The organism is Polynucleobacter yangtzensis, assembly GCF_001595965.1.
In the GTDB taxonomy this organism is placed as follows: domain Bacteria; phylum Pseudomonadota; class Gammaproteobacteria; order Burkholderiales; family Burkholderiaceae; genus Polynucleobacter; species Polynucleobacter yangtzensis.
Genome location: NZ_LOJI01000003.1, coordinates 107,001 through 129,485, shown reverse-complemented (window position 1 = coordinate 129,485; position 22,485 = coordinate 107,001). Strand labels below are relative to the sequence as shown.

20 protein-coding genes are annotated in these 22,485 nt (G+C 44.7%); 7 read left to right on the top strand and 13 right to left on the bottom strand.

All coding sequences use genetic code 11. The features are described from left to right. Positions 1-21: 21 nt before the first annotated feature. The 3 genes from JaK3_RS03895 (at position 22) to JaK3_RS03885 (ending at position 2,795) form a co-directional block, all read left to right on the top strand. Positions 22-312, top strand: a complete 291-nt coding sequence (locus JaK3_RS03895) for a co-chaperone GroES (protein WP_068320934.1) — start codon at positions 22-24, stop codon at positions 310-312. 28 nt (positions 313-340) lie between these two features. Continuing rightward, positions 341-1,993, top strand: a complete 1,653-nt coding sequence (gene groL, locus JaK3_RS03890; RefSeq protein ID WP_068320933.1) for a chaperonin GroEL — start codon at positions 341-343, stop codon at positions 1,991-1,993. Positions 1,994-2,081: 88 nt separating this feature from the next. Next, positions 2,082-2,795 (top strand): hypothetical protein, encoded by a 714-nt coding sequence (locus JaK3_RS03885; protein ID WP_068320930.1) that lies wholly within the window; start codon positions 2,082-2,084, stop codon positions 2,793-2,795. Between the two features lie 11 nt (positions 2,796-2,806). On the opposite strand, the gene JaK3_RS03880 is transcribed toward JaK3_RS03885, so the two are convergent. After that, positions 2,807-3,598 carry a hypothetical protein gene (locus JaK3_RS03880; RefSeq protein ID WP_068320929.1) on the bottom strand — a complete coding sequence of 264 codons (792 nt, stop codon included), beginning with the start codon at positions 3,596-3,598 and terminating at the stop codon, positions 2,807-2,809. Between the two features lie 579 nt (positions 3,599-4,177). After that, positions 4,178-5,635 carry a hypothetical protein gene (locus JaK3_RS03875; protein ID WP_068320927.1) on the bottom strand — a complete coding sequence of 486 codons (1,458 nt, stop codon included), beginning with the start codon at positions 5,633-5,635 and terminating at the stop codon, positions 4,178-4,180. A 114-nt stretch (positions 5,636-5,749) separates the two neighbouring features. On the opposite strand from JaK3_RS03875, the gene JaK3_RS03870 reads away from it, so the two are divergent. Next, positions 5,750-7,756, top strand: a complete 2,007-nt coding sequence (locus JaK3_RS03870; protein ID WP_068320925.1) for a beta strand repeat-containing protein — start codon at positions 5,750-5,752, stop codon at positions 7,754-7,756. 19 nt (positions 7,757-7,775) lie between these two features. On the opposite strand, the gene JaK3_RS03865 is transcribed toward JaK3_RS03870, so the two are convergent. The 5 genes from JaK3_RS03865 to JaK3_RS03845 form a co-directional block, all read right to left on the bottom strand. Continuing rightward, entirely contained in the window at positions 7,776-8,108 is a 333-nt protein-coding gene (locus tag JaK3_RS03865; protein ID WP_068320924.1) for a hypothetical protein, read from the bottom strand. A 42-nt stretch (positions 8,109-8,150) separates the two neighbouring features. Continuing rightward, on the bottom strand, positions 8,151-9,137 hold the full coding sequence (locus tag JaK3_RS03860; RefSeq protein ID WP_068320922.1) for a site-specific integrase: 987 nt from the start codon (positions 9,135-9,137) through the stop codon (positions 8,151-8,153). Between the two features lie 80 nt (positions 9,138-9,217). After that, a complete protein-coding gene (locus JaK3_RS03855) occupies positions 9,218-10,585 on the bottom strand; it encodes an NAD(P)(+) transhydrogenase (Re/Si-specific) subunit beta (RefSeq protein WP_068320921.1) in 1,368 nt (455 codons plus the stop codon). A 33-nt stretch (positions 10,586-10,618) separates the two neighbouring features. Next, a complete protein-coding gene (locus JaK3_RS03850; RefSeq protein WP_068320920.1) occupies positions 10,619-10,957 on the bottom strand; it encodes a proton-translocating transhydrogenase family protein in 339 nt (112 codons plus the stop codon). A 25-nt stretch (positions 10,958-10,982) separates the two neighbouring features. Next, entirely contained in the window at positions 10,983-12,113 is a 1,131-nt protein-coding gene (locus JaK3_RS03845) for a Re/Si-specific NAD(P)(+) transhydrogenase subunit alpha (protein ID WP_068320918.1), read from the bottom strand. A gap of 177 nt (positions 12,114-12,290) precedes the next feature. Between JaK3_RS03845 and mnmA the strand changes: the two genes are divergently transcribed. Beyond that, on the top strand, positions 12,291-13,403 hold the full coding sequence (mnmA, locus tag JaK3_RS03840) for a tRNA 2-thiouridine(34) synthase MnmA (protein WP_068320917.1): 1,113 nt from the start codon (positions 12,291-12,293) through the stop codon (positions 13,401-13,403). 71 nt (positions 13,404-13,474) lie between these two features. Here mnmA and JaK3_RS03835 read toward each other — a convergent pair whose 3' ends face one another. After that, the gene (locus JaK3_RS03835; protein WP_068320960.1) at positions 13,475-14,089 is read right to left on the bottom strand and encodes a glutathione S-transferase N-terminal domain-containing protein; all 615 of its coding nucleotides are present in this window, start codon (positions 14,087-14,089) and stop codon (positions 13,475-13,477) included. Between the two features lie 95 nt (positions 14,090-14,184). Between JaK3_RS03835 and purB the strand changes: the two genes are divergently transcribed. Together purB and JaK3_RS03825 are read left to right on the top strand one after the other, a co-directional pair. Beyond that, positions 14,185-15,564 (top strand): adenylosuccinate lyase, encoded by a 1,380-nt coding sequence (gene purB, locus JaK3_RS03830; RefSeq protein WP_068320958.1) that lies wholly within the window; start codon positions 14,185-14,187, stop codon positions 15,562-15,564. Then, positions 15,561-16,910 (top strand): 3-deoxy-D-manno-octulosonic acid transferase, encoded by a 1,350-nt coding sequence (locus tag JaK3_RS03825; RefSeq protein WP_068320915.1) that lies wholly within the window; start codon positions 15,561-15,563, stop codon positions 16,908-16,910. The genes purB and JaK3_RS03825 overlap by 4 nt, the downstream gene beginning before the upstream one ends. A gap of 9 nt (positions 16,911-16,919) precedes the next feature. On the opposite strand, the gene secF is transcribed toward JaK3_RS03825, so the two are convergent. From secF to queA, 5 genes are all read right to left on the bottom strand, one after another. After that, positions 16,920-17,894 (bottom strand): protein translocase subunit SecF, encoded by a 975-nt coding sequence (gene secF, locus JaK3_RS03820; protein WP_068320913.1) that lies wholly within the window; start codon positions 17,892-17,894, stop codon positions 16,920-16,922. A 3-nt stretch (positions 17,895-17,897) separates the two neighbouring features. Continuing rightward, positions 17,898-19,757 (bottom strand): protein translocase subunit SecD, encoded by a 1,860-nt coding sequence (secD, locus tag JaK3_RS03815; protein WP_068320911.1) that lies wholly within the window; start codon positions 19,755-19,757, stop codon positions 17,898-17,900. Between the two features lie 38 nt (positions 19,758-19,795). Then, on the bottom strand, positions 19,796-20,122 hold the full coding sequence (gene yajC / locus JaK3_RS03810; RefSeq protein ID WP_068320905.1) for a preprotein translocase subunit YajC: 327 nt from the start codon (positions 20,120-20,122) through the stop codon (positions 19,796-19,798). Between the two features lie 134 nt (positions 20,123-20,256). Beyond that, entirely contained in the window at positions 20,257-21,414 is a 1,158-nt protein-coding gene (tgt, locus tag JaK3_RS03805) for a tRNA guanosine(34) transglycosylase Tgt (protein WP_068320904.1), read from the bottom strand. Next, positions 21,411-22,457 (bottom strand): tRNA preQ1(34) S-adenosylmethionine ribosyltransferase-isomerase QueA, encoded by a 1,047-nt coding sequence (gene queA, locus JaK3_RS03800; protein ID WP_068320903.1) that lies wholly within the window; start codon positions 22,455-22,457, stop codon positions 21,411-21,413. The genes tgt and queA overlap by 4 nt, the downstream gene beginning before the upstream one ends. Positions 22,458-22,485 lie beyond the last annotated feature (28 nt).

The following is a 22,485-nucleotide window of genomic DNA, read 5'->3' as shown; positions in this document are numbered from 1 at the left end:
CTTACTAACATAGGAGAAGAGATGAATTTGCGTCCCTTACATGATCGCGTAATCATCAAGCGTTTAGATCAAGAATCAAAAACTGCTTCCGGAATCATCATTCCTGACGCTGCTGCAGAAAAACCTGATCAAGGTGAAGTTTTGGCAGTGGGCCCAGGCAAACGTGATGACAGCGGCAAATTAAACGCACTTGATGTCAAAGTTGGCGATCGCGTTTTGTTTGGTAAATATGCAGGTCAAACAGTAAAAGTTGACAGCGAAGAACTCATCGTGATGCGTGAAGACGACATCATGGCTGTTGTACAGAAGTAATTTCGGTATTTAAGAGAGGAATTTAATCATGGCAGCAAAAGACGTTGTATTTGGAGATAGCGCCCGCACCAAGATGGTCGAAGGCGTAAACATTCTTGCTAATGCAGTGAAAACAACTTTGGGACCAAAAGGTCGCAACGTGGTGATCGAGCGTTCATTCGGTGGACCAACAATCACTAAAGACGGTGTATCTGTTGCAAAAGAAATCGAACTCAAAGACAAGCTCCAGAACATGGGTGCGCAGATGGTTAAGGAAGTAGCTTCCAAAACTGCTGACATCGCTGGTGACGGTACAACTACCGCTACTGTATTGGCTCAGTCAATTGTTCGCGAAGGTATGAAATATGTAGTTTCAGGCCATAACCCAATGGACTTGAAGCGTGGTATCGATAAGGCTGTTACAGCCGCAATCGAAGAGCTCGCAAAAATTAGCAAGCCTTGCACAACAACTAAAGAAATCGCTCAAGTAGGTTCTATCTCTGCAAACAGCGACCACAGTATTGGTCAGCGCATTGCAGAAGCAATGGAAAAAGTAGGTAAAGAAGGCGTTATCACTGTTGAAGATGGCAAGTCTTTGGAAGACGAGCTTGAAGTAGTTGAAGGTATGCAGTTTGACCGCGGCTACCTCTCTCCATACTTCATCAATCAACCAGAAAAACAAGTTGCTGTATTGGAAAGCCCATACGTGCTCTTGTTTGACAAGAAGATTGCTAACATCCGTGATTTGCTCCCAGTACTCGAGCAAGTAGCAAAATCTGGTCGTCCATTGTTGATCATTGCAGAAGATGTTGAAGGCGAAGCCTTGGCAACTTTGGTTGTGAACAACATCCGCGGCATTATCAAAACTTGTGCTGTTAAAGCTCCTGGTTTCGGTGATCGTCGTAAGGCTATGTTGGAAGACATCGCCATTTTGACTGGCGGCACAGTAATCGCTGAAGAAATCGGCCTGACACTCGAGAAAACAACTCTTGAGCATTTAGGTCAAGCTAAGCGTATCGAAGTAGGCAAAGAAAACACCATCATCATCGACGGTGCTGGCGATGCTAAAGCGATTGAAGCTCGTGTGAAGAACATTCGTGTTCAGATCGAAGAAGCTACTAGCGACTACGACAAAGAGAAGTTGCAAGAGCGTGTTGCTAAGTTGGCAGGTGGTGTTGCAGTGATTCGTGTTGGCGCGGCTACTGAAGTAGAGATGAAAGAGAAGAAAGCTCGTGTTGACGACGCATTGCATGCAACTCGTGCAGCCGTTGAAGAAGGTATTGTTCCTGGCGGTGGCGTAGCGTTGATTCGTGCAATGCAAGGTATCAAGGGATTGAAAGGCGACAACGCTGATCAAGACGCTGGTATCAGCATCGTATTGCGCGCTATGCAAGAGCCATTGCGTACTATCGTTAGCAATGCTGGTGAAGACGCAGGTGTAGTTGTTAATGCTGTTCAAGCAAGCAAGGGTAATAACGGCTACAACGCAGCTACCGGTGAATACGGTGACCTCGTTGCACAAGGTGTTATTGACCCAACTAAGGTAACAAAAACTGCGTTGGTAAATGCGGCTTCTGTTGCTGGCCTCTTGTTGACTACTGATTGCGCGATTTCTGAAGCGCCTAAGGATGAGTCTGCTGGTGGCGGCATGCCTGATATGGGCGGCATGGGTGGTATGGGTGGTATGGGCGGCATGATGTAATAGCCTCACCTCTCCAGCTAGCTTGCTGTAGAAACTAAAACGCCTGGTTCAAAAGACCGGGCGTTTTTTTATTTGGTACAGTGAACCCATGAATAAATCATTTGTATTTCTGGCGATCTCTCTTGTGCTGACAATAGGCGAGGCTTGCACTCAAACTCCTACCCAAAAAACTCCAATCTTTGAAAAAAGCATATCCAACCTGCGTAATCAGCGCTATTGTGAAGTCTTGATTGGTAAGCGCGATTGGCTCAAGCTTGAAGTTAGGGTATTTAACACTCAGGGCCTTAATCTTTGCCCAGAAGCGCAATGGAGTTCGTTAACCAAAGAGTCAATTGTCAAAGATTATGATGCTTCAATTGCCATCTTAAATGGCCCGCGCTATTGGATGATGGATGAAATTCAGGCTGCCGGAAATACCGTCAATGACGTAAAAGAGACTTTTGGTGGCATTGAGATGAATTTACGGGCAACAGTAAAGTTGAGTTTGCTGAAGCAGCTGATGGGTAGCAAGAATTACACCGCCAATGAAGTTGCTCGTACTACCAACTTTGTCTATAGAGCTGGTAGTACTGTTTATGAACTTACATCTCCAGCAGGTGATGTTTATGTTATGCAATCGTATTCACAAATTGTGAATCCTGCACTCAACATTAAAGATCTTCCAGTATTGAACGAGCAGCTCAAATTACCGGCTGGCTGGACCTACCGTAGTCGAGTGCTTGATCAAGATCTCTCTTTGGTCGCTAATGGCGTTGCGTATGTACTGCAAGACAACTTATCCAATAGCTATCAAAGAAGGTAAATTTTTAGTGATTATTGCCAGGCCTTTTGAAGTTTTAAAAAGTCTGCATTCAGGAGATTCGCATCTTGAAGTTGATGTGGAAATTCCAACGAAAAAATCACGTAAAGCGCAAAGCCCATCAAGCCCAAGTAAAGTGCCGTCAGAAACCAATCTTCCTCTTTCTTAATAGCCATTGAGTAGCCGCTTAATAGGGCACCTATTGAGAGTAGAGCAAATAGGAAGCGGTCAATAATTGCTGGGGGATGGTGCTTTCCATTGAGTATTCCTTCTTGGAAAGTATCCAATAGATGCGTAAGTTGGGGTCTCAAGATATTGTCCGCTAAATCCTTGGTGCTGACTGGAGCCCGGCTAATTGCCTTGTTGACTTCTTCATTCAGTGTGTTTAAGGACTGAGTTAAGACGTTATTGTTCGCGTCAAGATCATCCATTTTTTTAATGTTTTCATACTTAGATATTCTCTGCTTAAGTATTTGCTTTAAGGTGTTTTGCACAGCAACACGATCGGTAGGATTTAGATAATTACTTGACTGATAAACCTGTTTCAGGGAATGCGCTTGATCACGTATTAAGCTCATCCGCTTGTCGTAGTGATCGGTTGCATTGGCAAAAGTAAAGCCAAGTACAAGCGCGGACAATCCAAAAATTGCTGTAGCCAATGAATCGCGGACAACGACATGTTCGGTTGTGCGGGTCCGATATCTTCCATATAGCCAGCCCATCAATAAGAATATTAGGATGGAGGTAAAGAATATGATTGGTGCATATTGAACGATATTGAGGTGATTCTCAACGAAATTTGGCATAGCAAGCTCTTTTAAGGTGATGTCGCTCTTTTGAGTAGTTTGTTTAGTGTAATAAAAAACCGCCCGAAGGCGGTCTTTTATTACAAGTATTGAGGCCTGGGTTTATTCAACCGCTTTGACCATGTCCTCAACTACTTTCTTTGCATCTCCGAAGACCATCATCGCATGTAGAAGAGTTCAGTAAATATATGGCTTGCATGGATATTGCCAAGTTTGTCTTCAATTCCTGCATTTCGTTAAATCAGTCAATATTTAACCACTAAATGGACAAGAAATGGACAGAGTCTGGACAGAATATTTGGCATCTAATATTGAGTCAGGGGGGGGCATGGGTTAAGCTAAATTCATACCTATGTTGATGCTTAACTCCCATACAAAAAGGACAAAATAGACTGATATTTATTTATCCCCTATCGGTGAGTGGATGGAGAAGTGTTTATTTTCTAAATCTCTGTAAATACTTGATATGTATAGGTATTTATCTGCATTGTCTACCTTAGCAGTACTAATAAGCCATAGAAGGATTCCTACGACTCCAGCATCAATAAATTACCATTAATCCTAAGATTAATTACTTGGTTAATTCAGGGGTTCTTCAGCATCTATTACTGCATCTGCATCAGCATCAGCAAAAGATAGAACATCTTCAGCAAGCTCTAGTTCTTGATTTACGTTATCCAATAACTCTGAGATTAATGATTCTGGTATGTAGTTGATGTCTAGAGAAGAACCAAATGAAGAACTCATCAGTTGGTCAAAGTTATCAATTTGAGTCACAGTTTCTGTTTCAAGGTCTGGTTCTCTGTAAGTGGTATTTAATTCTTTAGCGACAGTAACTTCAGCATAGCGAATGGCTTCTGCAAGGTGAGGAATATCACTCTGTTTAACAATAAATGAATCATGCACTGCTAGGACAATACTGTCCGTTTTAAATAAAAAATAATCAAATATATGACTGCATAGAAGGCTGTCGTGGTTTTGTAGCTCAAGACCTATGCCTGTGCAAAAGAAGTGTTCTATGGACTTATGATGGTCTCTAATCGCCTTCTCCAGAGCGATGCAGTATTCCTTGTCGATAATAGGTGCGATAGGGTGCTTTTCATCCACATACTGTTGCTTATTTTTATTAAGATAAAAGATAAGACTACCTGTTGCAGGAGCTGGTTTCTTGCGATTAATGAGGATATTGAAGGCTTTTTTAACCAGCTTTCTAGGGTAGCCATCAATCGTATAGGCTTCTTGGGTTGGTTCTTGTAGTCCAGCCCTTTGATAGAGTAATGATGGATGTAAGCCCTTGTAGTCGACTTCTATGACAGGTTCATTGTCGATGGTGATGAATAACCTTAACTGGGACTTAAATCCTTGAAAGGTTGAATAGTAGCGTCCACCTCGATTGAACGAACCGTCATTAAAGATTCTGGTTAAAGAAAATAGTACTGGTGGCAACACTTCTCCGTTGAGCTTAAATTGATGCTTTTCCAGTCGTTCGTTATAAGTCTTAATTCTCTTGAGCCATCGCCACTTTTCGGGGTGGTGATTCAAACGCATTCTCTTGCCATCTTTACGAAGCTCAATCAATGGAGCTGCAGGATTGCGAGTAATCGATTGAAGGATTTGATTTTGTCTTTCAGTGTAGGGGCTAAAGTTACACGCAACATCAAACCACTTCTTAGTTAAGCGATAGGCAGCAGGCGTCCATTTGGCATTCTTGTCTTGATGGGCTGGTTTGGTCATTTCAATATAGCCATTGCTACGCAGCCATAAAAAGCAATCTAATAGCTCACTTCGATACATCGCACTTCTACGAGTATTGCCTTGATAAAGGTTGCGTCCAGTCGGAATCTGCACATCACCTCTTTGATATCCGCCAATCAGATAAAGACCTGCTATGGCGGTTTTCATCCATTTGGTGAGCTTGTTTCGTTTATTTGCTGAAGGCTTGCGAGAACGCTCACTCAGCATCAGGTTAACTAAGACTTCTGCCTGCTTTTTGATAGCAGGATGTTTGGAGTAAGCCCTATATTCAAATAAAGACATATTTTAATTAAGGTGATTAATTTGTTTAAGGTGAGGTAGGAGTATTAATTATTGAGAAGAATCTAATCCCCTATAATCTAACTTTCAAAAACTCTTACATCCAGTAGTTTATATATGAATAGTCGCTTAACTTCCGCTATTTTGGTGACGTATTTTATGGGCTTCGCAAGCGCACCTGCCTTTGCTGCTAATTGCCCTTCAACAGTAATCGATTCTTCAATTACAACGGGTTGTGATTTGCCAACTGGGCTGGTAACAGTAACCTCCACTGGAAATATTACTGCTCCATCAAATACTGCGGGTATTCACGGGAACATAAGTTCTGCTGCTGGAATCGACAACTACGGGAGCGTTACCAGTGGCTCTGGTTATCCATCAATTTGGATTCAGTCAGGAACTGTTGATAGCATTACAAATAATTCAAACGCAGTTTTAACTGGCTCTTCTTATGGTATTCAAAACGCAGGAACAGTAACTTCTATAACCAACTCAGGCAACATTACTGGCACTACCTATGGCGGCATATATAACCAGTCAGGAACTATTGGAACATTAACGAATAATTCTGGAGCGTTAATTACTGGCACTACCTATGGCGGCGTTTATAACTGGAATGGCGGCACTATAACTAATATTATCAATAGCGGCACAATATCTACCACGGGAAGTAGTGGGAATTCACACGGTATCTGGAACTATGCCTCTACATCAACAATCTCTACCTTAACTAATAATTCTGGAGGCTTAATTACGGGAACAGATTACGGAATTAATAACTCTGGGACTATTACTACTTTAAATAATATTGGTGGAGTCATTAGTGGTGGAACGGCGGGCATCTTCAACGCAAGAGTCATTGGCACTCTAAATAATTATCAAGGTGGCAATGGAGCTACAGCTTCTACGACTGCTCTAACATATACAAATTCAACTGGCACATTAACAAATTACAACATCGGAATTAATAGCACTACTAATTACGGTCAGTTATGGGCGACCAATGCCACTGCGATTGCAAATTTCGGAATCTACGGCTCACCTACTTTAACGTCTAGAACGTATTCAGGAGTTTTGAATGGTAATGTCACCGTTTCCACGACATCGTCTGGTACTTATGACAATATGCGCTGGAGTCTGTCTCTTAATGGGGTGAGTGGCAAATATGATTTGGTGTTTACTGGAGCATCCTTAATTTGGACTCAGCAATCTCTCGCCAATACAGCTAACGCTTTACAACCTATCTTCGCATTACAGAACACCGTTCTTACCAATAGCTTTACTTATGACTGCCCTGTATTCGATAAGAACAATATTTGTATTTCCGCTGGTGGTCGTAACACTGCAGTATCTGCTGCTAATGGCTTAAATAACACCAGTGCCTTACTGATTGCGGCTTATCGCCCACATCCACACTACCGCATTGGTGCGTATGCAGACCAAAATCTCTCAGTCAATAACGCTGGCGCTACTGTCAATCTTGGTAATAACACCCCATTGCTAGGTTTGTTTGGAGTTTGGAATGAGCGCTTGGATGACACTGGAACGCAAGTCAAAGTATCAGCTGCTTATGGACAAAAAAATACAACGGTGACTCGCCAAGTTGTTGGTTTGAGTGAAGCAGGCTCTGGTTCATCACAGCTCAATAGCCAAGGCGCACAGCTATCAGCTAAGTATGGATTTGCTATTGCGCAAAATGTCATCCTTTCTCCCTATGCTGGTGTCCGCTACACCCAAAACAATATGGGTGGGTATGCCGAAAGTGCAAGTAGTTCTGTCACTGCACCTTTGACCTACTCAGCTCTTAATACCAACGCTACTACTGTATTGGCTGGCTTAGGTGCGCAGTACAAAGGCATTCCTAAAACCAATCTATTTGCCAGTGCTGGCGTAGAGTCTGATACCAATACCCAGAATGGCTCAATCAATGCGACAGGTATCTCTGGCTTAACCTCAGTAAACTTTAATCCCAACCCAGTAAAAACTAGACCAACAGCCATGCTTGGTGCGAGCTATGACATTGAAAAGAATCAACGCTTAGGTATTACTGGCATTTATCGTCAAGAGGCTTATCAAGCGGTGGGTACAACGACTGTGATGGCAACTTACACGGTGGGATTGTAAAAACCTCTTTTTCAATGCCTTAGTTACACTTCTGGTATCGATTTTTATTGACATTCTCTAGGTAATTATCAAACACCAACAAGGGGTCAAACTCTCTTTCCCCAAGAATGGCAAATTTAAAGTTTTTTGGGGTGGGCTGATTTGAGCCAAACCAAGAGTATGCCGTCATATATCGCTTCGTTTTGCCGTTAACAATTAAATCAACGTCAGATGCAGTGCCATCTTTTCTAGGGTTGACTAGTCGATATTCCACAACCGATTTCTTGTGACAATACACAACCCCTTCTGGACTTTCTATTGCAAATGCAGTGTTAAGAAATCCACAAGCGAAATATAGAAGGATAGTTTTCATATGATTTTTTAGTAACGGATATAGATTGAGTATAGATATTTTTTATCCTAGCTTTTGTGCTAAATGCTCTGGATTTGGGTGGTAGTAGCGTTTGAGCATCGTAAGACTCCTATGTCCAGATACTGCTGAAAGTTCAATGAGATTGGGGAGTTTTTCTGCTAGGCGAGTAATAGCCATATGTCTTAAATCATGAAAATGAAAATCTTCAATCTTGGCTTTAGTCCTTGCTCTATCTATTGCTGCAGATAGGGCGCATGCAGTCACTGGAAAGACAGCGCCATGTAAGTTTCTTGGCAATGATTGCAGGATTTCAGTAGCAGTCGTACTTAGTGGAGTCAAGCGTGATTCACCATTTTTAGTTATTGGAATAAAAGCAGTGCGTTTTTGTAGGTCAATATGCTCCCAGCGTAATCCTAAGATTTCACCACGCCTCATGGCACTTTCTAAAGCAAATTTAGTTAAGGGCAATATCCAATGGTTTGCATTCTTCACTCTTGGTGTGAGTGCTGCGTATAGTAGACCCAGCTCTTCCTCAGTCAGAATTCGGTTGCGCCCTTGAGGACTTTGTGGTTTCTTCACTAAAGGGATTGGGTTGACCATATTAATGCCCCATTCCCGTTTTGCATGGTTGATGATTGAGGAGAAGTAGCTCAGCTCCCGTATCACCGCCCCATTAGAAACGAGTTTTAATCGTTCATCCCGATACTCCGCTACCTTAATTGGAGTGAGAGCGGTCATTCTGAGGTTTGCTATGGAGTGTCTTGCCAGCGCTTTGAGGCGGTATGCATCCTCTTTCATGCTTCGGGTCTTGAGTGTGACCTCTTGCACGTAGCGCTCTATAACGTCTTTAAACAGGGTTCTTTCAGCAAGGGTAGTGTTGGTATAGCTGCCCTTGTCGATTTCGGTCTCAAGCTGCCTAGCCCACTTTTCAGCGTCTTGTTTGGAGTGAAAGGACTTTGCAACTGCTTCTTGTCCTTTGCGGGTGATGCGGGCTTGCCACTTACCATTGCGGTTACGAATTGATGCCATTTTTCCTCTCCAGTTGGACAGGAATTGGACAAGCCCTTTTAAATCCCCCTTACAGCCTTATATCTATTGGTCCAGTTGAATTACTCAACAGCCTTGACCATTTCCTCAACTACTTTCTTTGCATCTCCGAAGACCATCATGGTTTTATCCATGTAGAAAAGCTCGTTGTCTAAGCCGGCATAACCAGCCGCCATTGATCGCTTATTAACGATGATGGTTTTTGCTTTGAACGCCTCCAAGATTGGCATACCAAAAATTGGGCTGCCTGGAGTACGTGCTGCTGGGTTAACAACGTCGTTAGCGCCGAGCACCAAGACCACGTCAGCTTGACCAAAATCACTGTTGATATCTTCCATCTCGAACACTTGATCGTATGGAACTTCAGCTTCCGCCAAGAGAACGTTCATATGACCAGGCATACGACCGGCAACCGGGTGAATAGCGTATTTCACAGTCACACCATGGTGAGTTAACTTTTCAGTCAATTCTTTCAGGGCGTGTTGGGCGCGAGCAACCGCTAGGCCATAGCCTGGAACAATGATCACAGTGTCAGCGTTTTCCATCAAGAAAGCAGCATCTTCAGGTGAACCTGTTTTGTAATTCTTAGGACCGCCGTCATCGCCACCACCTGCAGCAGCTTCGGCACCAAAGCCGCCGAGCAATACAGCCAAGATAGAGCGGTTCATTGCCTTACACATGATGTAGGACAGAATCGCGCCAGATGAACCTACGCAAGCACCCGCAATAATTAACACGGGGTTGTTTAAGGTAAAGCCAATACCTGCTGCAGCCCAACCAGAGTAACTATTGAGCATCGATACAACCACTGGCATATCGGCACCACCAATAGGGATGATCAAAGTAACGCCCAATACCAAGGCAATGGCACACATTGCCAAGAAGGCTGCGTGGCTATCACCCATGTAGTAAGCAATACCAGCACCAACCATTGAGATAGCTAAAAGGAGGTTGAGTAAATGTTGACCAGCAAAGCTTACTGGCTTGCCACTAACCTTGCCAGATAACTTACCAAAAGCAATTACTGAGGCAGTGAATGTGATCGCGCCAATAAACGCGCCAATAAAGAGTTCAATCTTTTGTGCGCCAGTATGGTCGTGTGCTGGATTAAATACGGCTGCAATCGCGATCAGTACAGCTGACAAACCTACAAAGGAGTGCATCAAAGCTACCAACTCAGGCATCTTAGTCATTTGCACGCGCTTAGCAGCAATGGTTCCAATAACGGCACCACCAACGATTGCAGCAATGATTAATGAAAATACAGGCTTGAAGTCTGGGATCAAGAATGTCGTGATCACAGCAAGCAACATACCAATCATGCCGAAGGTATTACCTTGGCGTGAAGTAGTTGGTGAAGACAAACCACGCAAAGCGAGGATGAACAACACCGATGAAATGAGATAAGAAATAGCGGTTATGTTTGACATAGTTTTGGTCTCTATATAGGTCTTGTTCTAGGTTTATTTAGTTCCAGCCGCATCAGCCTTAGGGGCTTTTTTCTTGAACATTTCAAGCATGCGACGGGTGACCATAAAGCCACCAAAAATATTAATTGAGGCGAGGAATACGGCAATGGCACCAATAATGCTGGTTAGGGTAATTTCATCTCCACCAATAACTTCAGTTTGAAGTAATGCGCCAACGATGATGATGCCGGAGATTGCATTGGTTACCGCCATTAAAGGTGTATGCAATGCTGGGGTAACGTTCCAAACTACGTGATAGCCGACAAAAATGGCCAATACAAACACAGTAATGTTTTGAACGGTGAGGATGCTTTGAAAGGCAGCGAGATCCATAATGTTTCCTTAGTATTTTTTACTATTAGTTTTTGCGAATGGCTTGGCCATCACGACACATTAAACAAGCAGTGACGATATCGTCATCAGTTGGGATCACCAACTTCGCTTCTTTGTCCACAATCAGCTTCATGAAATCGAGTAAGTTGCGTGAGTAGAGTGCAGATGCATCCGCTGCAACCATGCTGGCTAAATTTGTGTAGCCGACAATCTTCACGCCATTCACATCAATGACTTTATCTGCCTGAGTTAAAGGGCAGTTACCAGAACCGTTATCACCTTTACCTGCAGCTAAGTCGATCACGACTGAGCCCGGTTTCATATTAGCAACAGTGTCGCTATGTAGTAGGACTGGAGGTTTGCGTCCAGGAATCAACGCAGTAGTAATGACGATATCTGCTTGTTGAGCGCGTTCGGCAACTAAGGCTGCCTGACGCTTCATCCAAGCTTCTGGCATTGGGCGGGCATAGCCACCAACGCCTTGAGCAATTTCACGCTCTTCATCAGTCTCATAAGGAACGTCAACAAACTTGGCGCCCAGTGATTCAATTTGTTCTTTGGCTGCAGGACGAACATCAGATGCTTCAATCACAGCACCAAGGCGTTTTGCAGTAGCGATAGCTTGCAAGCCAGCTACACCAGCGCCTAAGATGAGTACGCGAGCTGCTTTAACTGTACCCGCGGCAGTCATGAGCATTGGCATGAAGCGTTGATATTCGTTGGCAGCAACCATGACGGCTTTATATCCGGCAATGTTTGCTTGAGAAGACAAGACGTCCATGCTTTGTGCACGTGTTGTACGCGGCGCAGCTTCTAAAGAAAATGCAGTCACGCCTTGAGCTGCCATTGCAGCAATCATGTCGTTATCAAACGGATCGAGCATGCCTAGGAGAACGGCGCCAGATTTAATTTGCTTAAGTTCAGCTGCCTCAGGCGCACGAACTTTTAGAACAATCTCCGCTCCAAATGCATCTGCTGCGCTGCCAACGGTTGCGCCGACAGCTTCATACGCAGAGTCAGGTTGACTGGCTTTTACGCCGGCGTCTTTCTGAATAACGACGGTATGACCTTGACTGATGAGTTTTTTAACGGTTTCTGGTGTGGCGGCTACTCGAGTTTCCCCAGGCCTTGTTTCCAGTGGCACTCCTATGCGCATGGCATGTCTCCAAAAGCAAAATTTTTCAAAAAATCTATTTTAGTTAAATAGGCCTTAATGCACCTATTTACTTACCCCTAAGTCCGCTTGCTTGGTTTTTGCCCAAAATTCTGTGAAACCGGGCTAAGACTTCTACAATAAGGTCTGTCAGCTTATATTGAATTCTCGCATTTTTTGATGATCCCGCTCAATTCTTCCGCAATCCCGTCGTCCCAGACCAAGAAAGTCGTTATTGGCATGTCTGGAGGGGTGGATTCGTCGGTTGCCGCCTGGATGCTCAAGGAGCAAGGCTTTGAAGTTATTGGCCTTTTTATGAAGAATTGGGAAGATGATGACAACGACGAGTACTGTTCTGCTCGCCAGGACTGGCTAGATGTGGTTTCGGTGGCCGATATGATCGGCATAGACGTTGAAGCCGTCAATTTCGCAGCTGAATACCGTGAACGTGTATTTGCCGATTTTTTGCGCGAATACGCTGCAGGGCGAACACCTAATCCCGACGTTTTATGTAATGCCGAAATTAAGTTCAAAGCATTCCTAGATCACGCCATGAGTTTGGGTGCGGATGCGATTGCTACTGGGCACTATGCACGTGTGCGTCATGAGGGTGGAAAAGTCCAGCTATTAAAGGCAGTTGATACGAGCAAAGACCAAAGTTATTTCTTGCATCGCTTAACGCAGCAGCAATTGGCAAACGTCATGTTTCCGCTGGGAGAAATTCCTAAAACGGAAGTGAGAAAAATTGCCGAGCAAATTGGTTTGCACAATGCAAAGAAAAAAGACTCTACTGGAATTTGTTTTATTGGTGAACGTCCTTTTAGAGAATTCTTAAACCGCTATTTACCTCGTATACCTGGCCCTATTAAGACGCCAGAAGGTAAGACTGTTGGTGAGCATATGGGCCTAGCATTTTTTACCTTAGGTCAGCGCAAAGGCATTGGTTTGGGAGGCAGTCAGGATGGTAATGGTGATGCTTGGTATGTGGCGCGTAAAGATATTCCAAATAACACTCTGTATGTAGCACAGGGCCATGAGCACCCGTGGCTATTGGCTCATAAGCTTTCTGCAATGGACGCTAGCTGGGTATCTGGCGCAGCGCCAATGCCGGGAAGCTATTCCGCTAAGACGCGTTATCGTCAAGCTGATTCAGCTTGCACTTTAATTACCGGCAATGATACGCAAAGCTTTGAATTAAGCTTTCCGGATGCGCAGTGGGCGGTAACACCCGGACAATCAGCCGTTCTCTATGACGGTGAAATTTGTTTAGGCGGTGGAATTATCTCCGCATAAATTTCATCAGCCATCGGATACAAAAAAGCCAATCAGTTTTGATTGGCTTTTTTATTTAAGTAATAAGTTGATTAAGCAGCAGGCGGTACAGTTTCCATAAACGATGGTCGCTGCAATAATTTCTGATACAAGCGATCTAGGTTGGAATATTGTGCTTGCCATTTCACTTCAGGAAAGCGAAACAATAAATAACCAATGGCGCAACCAACAGCGATATCCGCTAAGGTCATTTGATTACCATGACACCATGGGTTTTCACCGAGTTGCTCCGACATCTCGCGAAGGGCAGCATCGATCTTGCCCATTTGGCGGTCATACCAAGTTTGGCTTTGCTGCTCTGCTGGGCGCAGGGTACGCTCTAAACGAGCCAAAATACCGGCATCCATAATTCCGTCAGCCAGGGCTTCCCAGGTTTTAACAGCGGCACGCTCCCGGTTATCGGCGGGAATAAGCTTGCTGACAGGGCTTAGGCCATCTGCGTACTCTGCGATGACACGGGAGTCGTAGATAGCATCCCCATCGTCAGAAATAAGGCAAGGAACCTTCCCTAGGGGGTTTGTGGCACCTATTTTGGTGTCTGCGGCCCAAACATTCTCTAATTCGAGGTCAACATCGACCTTTTTCTCGTTAAAAACAATGCGTACTTTGCGTACATAGGGGCTGGTGAGGGATCCGATAAGTTTCATGGGATCAAGTATAGCCATCCTAATTGGGGTTTGCTGGACTTCCAAACGCATTAAAATTAGCTTTTATTGACATCTTCAATGCAAAGGCAATATTCGTGAGTCAGCCGCTTTCTACCCTTAATGCTCTTTCCCCTTTAGACGGTCGTTATGCCGGAAAACTAGATGCTTTGCGTCCTTGGCTTTCTGAGGCGGCTTTTATGCGCCAGCGTGTGTTTGTGGAAATTCATTGGCTTTTGGCTTTGGCTGCAGCTGGTTTGCCTGATGTGCCAAAAATTAATGCTGCTGACGAAGCTTTCTTGCTATCTCTTCCTGAGAATTTCTCCGATGCGGATGCTCAGCGCATTAAAGATATTGAAGCGGTTACTAATCATGATGTCAAAGCGGTTGAGTATTTCTTAAAAGAAAAAGTTGCTGGTCGTCCTGATTTGCTTAAAGCAAGTGAGTTCATTCATTTTGCTTGCACCTCTGAAGATATCAATAACACCTCACATGGTTTGATGTTGCGTGGCGCACGCGATGAAGTGCTTTTGCCGCAACTTCGCAAGGTACTTTCTGTTTTGACTGACTTAGCCCTTGAGCACGCCAAGGTTCCGCTTCTTTCACGTACCCACGGTCAACCTGCTTCACCAAGTACTCTTGGAAAAGAAATTGCAAATATTGCTAAACGTTTAGAACGTGCGATCGATGCTATTGCAGCAGTGCTTTTGCTAGGCAAGATGAATGGCGCAGTTGGTAACTACAACGCCCACTTATCTGCTTACCCTGATTTTGATTGGGAAAATTTCTCCAAGAATGTAGTGGAGAAGCGTTTAGGGTTGACCTTTAATCCATACACCATTCAAATTGAGCCACACGATGGTATGGCGCAACTATTTGATGCGATTGCTCGTGCTAATACGATTCTCTTGGATATGGATCGTGACTTCTGGGCATATATCTCTGTTGGGTATTTCAAGCAGCGCACTAAAGCTGGTGAGATTGGCTCATCCACTATGCCGCACAAAGTAAACCCAATCGACTTTGAAAATTCTGAAGGTAACTTGGGTGTTGCTAATGCATTGCTCCGCCACCTCGCAGAAAAATTACCAATCTCTCGTTGGCAGCGTGACCTTACTGATTCCACCGTATTGCGTAATTTGGGCCCAGCCTTTGGTCATAGCGTATTAGCTTATGACAGCGCCCTGCGTGGACTTGGTAAGCTGGAGGTCAATCTTGCAGCAATTGCCGCTGACTTAGATGCATGTTGGGAAGTGTTGGCTGAGCCAGTACAAACTGTCATGCGCCGTTATGGTATCGAGAATCCCTACGAGCAGTTAAAAGAATTGACTCGCGGCAAAGGTATTAATCAAGCCGATTTGCAAACCTTTATTCGTGGCTTGAAGATTCCTGAGGATGCAAAAGCGCGTCTATTAGAGATGACTCCATCCTCTTATCTAGGTAAGGCGGTCGAGCTGACCGAACGTCTGAAAAAGTGAGTTTGACTACCAATTCAGAATACGGGGCACGTCCCCGGATCTGGTTTGCTGTTTATCAATTGCTTTGGCATCTCTTATTGCCATTAGCATTTGTTCGATTGGCTTGGCGCGCACGTCATGCTTTTTCTTATCTGCATCACATCCCAGAGCGTCTGGGTTTTGGCTACAGCAAGCCCATCACTCAAAAGTCTATTTGGATTCATGCGGTATCGGTTGGAGAGACTCGTGCTGCTCAACCATTGATTGATGCTTATTTGTCTAGAGGTGAATCAATTCTCCTTACCCACATGACGTTGAATGGACGCCGCACTGGTAAGCAGTTATTTACGAAAGAGATTACCTCTGGACAAATCCGACAAGTCTATTTGCCATATGACATTTGTTGGGCTGTAGAACATTTCTTGAAGACCTTTAAGCCAAAGCTTGGCCTATTTATGGAAACTGAAGCCTGGCCAACCGTTGTCTTTCGCTGCAAAGAAATTGGTTTACCTCTATTTCTAGTTAATGCTCGTTTATCAGAACGTAGTGCGCGTCGTGTTAATCGTTTTGGCAAAGCGGGGCGCGCGTTGTTTCAAGCATTCGCAGGCATCTTGGCTCAAACTGAATTTGATGCACAGCGTTATCGCAGTTTGGGCGTTCAAAATGTGAAGATTGTGGGTAATCTCAAGTTTGATGTTCCATTGGATCCTGGTCTCGTAGAGCAAGGTAAGGTTTGGCAACAGGACATACACGCAGGCAATCGCTTAATGGTGTGCGCTGCAAGTACCCGTGATGGCGAGGAGGCCATCATTCTCAAAGCCTGGAATGATTTGCTTTTAAGTAACACTCTTGCTACAACTCCCTTGTTATGTTTGGTGCCCCGCCATCCGGAACGCTTTACTGAAGTAGCCGATCGGATTAATAGCGCTGGCTTAAAGTTCCGTAAACGTAGCGAGTGGACAGGTATTCCGAGCGAGTGTGATGGTGTGGATGTTGTTCTAGGCGACTCCATGGGTGAGATGCCAATGTATTACAGCGCTTCTGACTTGGTGTTGATGGGTGGAAGCCTACTTCCTTTTGGAGGTCAAAACCTTATTGAAGCCTGTGCGGCTGGGTGTCCTGTTTTATTGGGTAAGCACACTTATAACTTTCAGCAGGCCGCCTTAGATGCGATTGACAGTGGCGCAGCCAAAAGAATTAAGGGAGAACTCCTATTAACAGAGCCAATTGCTTTGATGGAGTCTTTAAAAGAATTGCTCTTAAATACTGCTGAGCTGAAGAAAATGAGCGAGGCAGCGAAGGCCTACTCAGTGAAACATCAAGGTGCGACTAATAGAATCTTAGCCGCCCTTCATCAAACAAACTAAATTACTGACTTAAACCCGCGCCCCGTAGTTAGGGTCATCTTTGCGTGCTTCGTCATCAGGCTTTTTATCGCCCTTCACCAAATCTTCTCGTGTAACACCAAGCCACATAGCTAGCGCTGCAGCAACGAAGACTGAAGAGTAAATACCAAACAAAATACCAATGGTCAGCGCCAAAGCAAAGTAGAAGAGCGTTGGGCCGCCGAAGATAAGCATAGCCAAAACCATCATCTCTGTACTGCCGTGAGTAATAACAGTGCGACTGATAGTGCTGGTGATTGCGTTATCGATGATTTCACGGGTATTCATCTTGCGGTATTTGCGGAAGTTTTCGCGAATACGGTCAAAGATCACCACGGATTCGTTTACTGAGTAGCCTAGAACCGCGAGCACCGCTGCCAAAACTGAGAGTGAGAACTCCCATTGGAAGAAGGCAAAGAAACCCAAGATGATGACAATGTCATGTAAGTTCGCGATGATGCCGGCAACCGCAAATTTCCACTCAAAGCGGAATGAGAGGTAAACCACAATGCCAATAATCACAAATAGCAATGCCATTAATCCATCTATTGCTAGCTCACGACCAACTTGTGGACCAACAAATTCAACACGCTGGAGCTTTACACCAGTTGCTGCTGGATCTAGCGCTTGCATTACTGCTGTACTTTGATCAGCGGAGGAGATGAGTTTGCCTTCAGCATCTTTTTGTAAAGGCAGGCGAATCATCACGTCGCGTGAGCTACCAAAGTTTTGAATTTGGGTATCTGCGTAACCAAGCTTCTCAACTTTTGAGCGAATGGAGTCTAGTGGCGCAGTTTGTGGATAGCTAACTTCCATAACCGTGCCACCAGTAAATTCGATGGAGAGGTGCAGGCCGTTATGCCAGAGGAAAAAGACAGCCGCTAAAAAAGTAATTAAAGAAATCGCATTGAGCACCAATGCATGGCGCATGAAGGGAATATCTTTTTTGATCCGGAAAAATTCCATGGCTTATTTCTCCTGTGGGCGCCAAACTTGGCCGATAGCGAGTTTTTGAATCTTCTTGTGTCTGCCGTACCAAAGATTAACAAGGCCACGTGAAAAGAAGACAGCCGAGAACATTGAAGTCAGAATACCTAAGCAGTGAACTACTGCGAATCCTTTAATAGGACCAGAGCCAAATGCTAACAAGGCTAGACCAGCAATTAAAGTGGTGACGTTTGAGTCTAGAATGGTTGCCCAGGCTTTGTCGAAGCCTACAGCAATGGCTGTTTGTGGAGCTGCGCCATTACGCAACTCTTCGCGAATACGTTCGTTGATCAACACGTTAGAGTCAATCGCCATACCAAGCGCTAAAGCCATCGCTGCAATACCAGGCAAGGTGAGCGTGGCTTGCAACATGGAAAGTACCGAAATGAGCAAGAGCAGATTGACTGCTAACGCCACAACTGAGAATGTTCCAAATAAGAGGTAGTAAGCCATCATAAAGATAGCAATAGCACCAAAACCAATTAAGAGAGACTTAAAGCCTTTCTCAATGTTTTCAGCACCCAAGCTTGGTCCGATAGTGCGTTCTTCAATGATTTCCATTGGCGCTGCTAATGAGCCTGCGCGTAACAAGAGGGCTAAGTCATTGGCGCTCTCGGTAGTAGGTTGACCAGTGATCTGGAACTTAGAACCAAATTCACTTTGAATGGTAGCTATCGTGAGCACTTCACCTTTGCCTTTTTCAAACAAGATCATGCCCATTGGTTTGCCAATGTTTTCACGAGTCACTTCTTGCATCACGCGACCACCAGCCGCATCTAAGGAGATATTGACAGCAGGGCGTTGATTTTGATCAAAGCCAGCGCTTGCATCGGTAATGCGATCACCGCTAAAGATCACTGATTTTTTGAATACACCCAAACGGTTTTCACCGAAGCGGAAAGTATCCATACCTGGAGGAGGAGTTTCGCCTAGAGCGATAGTGGATACGAGTGGATCAGCTAAGCGTGATTCGAGTGTGGCTGTACGGCCAATAATGTCTTTAGCACGCGCTGTATCTTGTACGCCTGGTAGTTGCACCACAATACGCTCAGCACCTTGTTGCTGAATGACGGGCTCTTTAACCGCGAGTTCATTTACGCGTTTATTCAATGTGATAATGTTTTGCTTAACAGCGTTATCTTGAATTTCTTTTAATGCAGTGGGCTTAAATTCACCGATTACTTTTGGTGAAAGCCCGGCAGGCTTAACCTGCCAAACTAATTCCGGTTGCGCTGTCATTAATACAGAGCGAGCTGCCTCAGCATCAGCAGTGCTGCCAAAGCTAATGGAAATGAAGTCAGCGCCACGCTCAATGCCTTGATGACGAATATTTTTGTCGCGTAATTGACTGCGAATATCCGTTGCTAAAGAAGTAACCTTCTTCTGAACGGCGCCTTTCATGTCTACCTGTAGAAGGAAGTACACGCCACCACGTAAGTCAAGTCCTAAAGGCATTGGCAATGCATTGATTGCATTAAGCCATCCTGGTGTATTGGAAAGTAAATTTAATGCAACGGTGTAGTTGGGATCATTTTGATCATTATTCAATTTTTGTTGCAAGAGATCGCGTGCACGCAATTGAATATCGGTGTTATTAAAGCGAACCTTGATTGAGCCTACATTGCCAGCAACTTCAAAGAAGATGCCAGTGTTGCCAATGTTCGCTTCAGTCAGGATTTTTTCAACCCGAGCCTGTGTTGCCAAATCAACCTTGATGGTTGGTTTGGCAGACGAGACTTGAACCGCTGGAGCCTCACCATAGAAATTGGGTAATGAATATAGTCCGCCAATCAGTAATGCAATGGCGATAACTAGATATTTCCAGAGAGGATAGCGATTCATATTGAGATACTTTTAAACAAACAAATTAAGCGGATGCATTAAGCAGACTTCAGTGTGCCTTTTGGCAATACTGTAGTGATGGCACCTTTTTGCATTTGTACTTCAGTACCAGCAGAAATTTCAACGGTCACTACTTGGTCCTTGAGTGCTGTTACTTTGCCCATAATGCCGCCAACAGTAACTACTTCATCGCCAACGCCTAATGACTCAAGCATTGCTTTAGTTTCTTTTTGACGCTTCATTTGTGGGCGAATCATGATGAAGTACAAAACTGCAAACATCAAAATCAAAGGGAGGAAGCTCATCAAGCCACCGGAATCTGCGCCCGCTGCAGGAGCTTGGGCAAAAGCGTTACTAATCCACATACAAAACCTCCATTAATTACCAATTAAAAACTGCTGAGTTTTTCGACCTTTGAACCTTGGGCCGTAACCCGCAATTCTAAACTGTGTGGGGCTTTGGAGGTGATTTGAAGGGGGTTGAGCCCCCTGTAGGGCTATTAATCCTGTCCAGGCTCTACGCCGCGCTGGCGATTACTGTGAAATTCCTCGCGATAGGCGCTAAAGCGGTCCTTGCTGAGTGCCTCACGGACCTCAGTCATAAGCTGCAGGTAGTAGGACAGGTTGTGAATGGTATTGAGTTGGGACCCCAGGATCTCATTCGCTTTTTGGAGGTGATTTAAGTAGGATCTGGTGAAGTTTTGGCAGGTATAGCAGGCACAGGTTGGGTCTACAGGGCGATCATCGTCCTTGTACCCAGAATTACGTAGTTTTAGGTCTCCAAAGCGGGTGAAAAGCCAGCCATTACGAGCATTACGGGTAGGCATCACGCAATCGAACATATCAATGCCCAGGCTGACACCCAAAATCAGGTCTTCTGGAGTGCCTACACCCATCAAATAGTGCGGCATATGTTCTGGCAGTTTGGGAGCGGTGAAATTGAGAATGCGCTCAAACTCGGGTTTGGGTTCGCCAACGGAGAGTCCGCCAATCGCAATACCATCAAACCCTTGCTGGCTAACGGCGTCCAGAGAAAATTCACGCAGATTCTCAAACATGCCACCTTGGACAATGCCAAAGAGGCCGTTGCCAGTCTCTAGTTCGCGAAAGCGTTTGAGCGAGCGGTCACCCCAACGAAGTGACATTTCTAGTGAGGCGCGTGCAGTTTTTTCAGAAGTAGGTTGGTCCTTAATCTCATAAGGAGTGCATTCATCAAACTGCATAGCGATATCGCTATTTAGCACCGCTTGAATTTCCATCGATACTTCTGGGGACATAAATAATTTGTCACCATTAATCGGCGAGGCAAATGTAACACCCTCTTCAGAGATCTTGCGTAATGCACCCAAGCTAAATACCTGAAAGCCACCAGAGTCAGTCAGGATTGGTTTATCCCATCCCATGAAGCGATGAAGGCCGCCATGTTTTTTGATGACATCTAATCCCGGTCTCAACCAAAGGTGAAAAGTATTTCCCAAAATGATTTGTGCTTTAGCTTCATTCAAATCGCGAGGCGTCATGGCCTTTACAGTGCCGTACGTACCAACGGGCATGAAGATCGGCGTTTGCACGCTACCGTGCGGAAGATCCAGCTGACCAAGTCGCGCTGGGCTCTGAGAGTCGCGCGCCAAGATATTGAAGTGAACTGGTTTGGTCATATTTTTGTATTCTCGAGTCGGCAAAGAAACATCGCATCTCCATAACTGAAGAAGCGATACTTCTGTGAAATAGCATGTTGATAGGCGGCACGAATGTTATTCACTCCCGCTAAAGCACTAACTAACATTAATAAAGTAGATTTTGGCAGATGAAAGTTGGTTAGCAAACAATCCACTGTTTTAAATTGATAGCCTGGGGTAATAAAGAGATTGGTCTCCCCGCTGCTTTGTCCGCTTGCTGCTTGACTCTCTAGGGCTCGAAGGCTAGTGGTGCCTACAGCGATCACTCGGCCACCATTGTTCTTGGTGGTCTCAATTGCCTCTAAAGTTTCCTTTGGAATGGAGTACCACTCATAGTGCATCTTGTGTTTTGAGAGATCTTCTTCGCGCACCGGAGTAAATGTTCCTGCACCAACATGCAATGTAACGGTTGCTTGATTTACACCCAAATCTTTGATCTTTTGCAAAATAGCTTCATCAAAATGCAGGCCCGCTGTTGGAGCTGCAACTGCACCTGGATTTTTGGCTACTACTGTTTGATAGCGTTGCGCATCCTCACCATCTGGTTGATGTTCGATGTAAGGGGGCAGAGGAAGCTCGCCAAAGCGCTCAAGTAAAGAGAAGACATTCTCAGGAAAGCGGACTTCATAGAAACGCCCGTCATATCCAATCATCTCTACTGGAAATGTTTCACCAGCTTTATTGTGAATATGAACAATGCTGCCAGTCTTTGGCACCTTAGAAGCTCTAATTTGTACCCAAGCCTGCATTTCGCCGCTAATGCGTTCAATCAGGAGCTCAACATTGCCACCAGTCTCCTTTTTGCCATGCAATCGAGCCGGAATGACCTTAGTGTCATTGAAGACTAATAAGTCCCCAGGCTGAACAAGGCTAAGAATGTCCTTAAACTGTCGATCTACCAATTGAACGTGATTTGGTCCATCAGCCCTGACCTCTAAGAGGCGGCTATCGGTTCTATTCGCCAAGGGATGTTGGGCGATTAGTTCGGCAGGAAGTTCGTAATTGAAGTCGGAAAGTTGCATAGCATTACCATCAGGTATTAGATTTTAA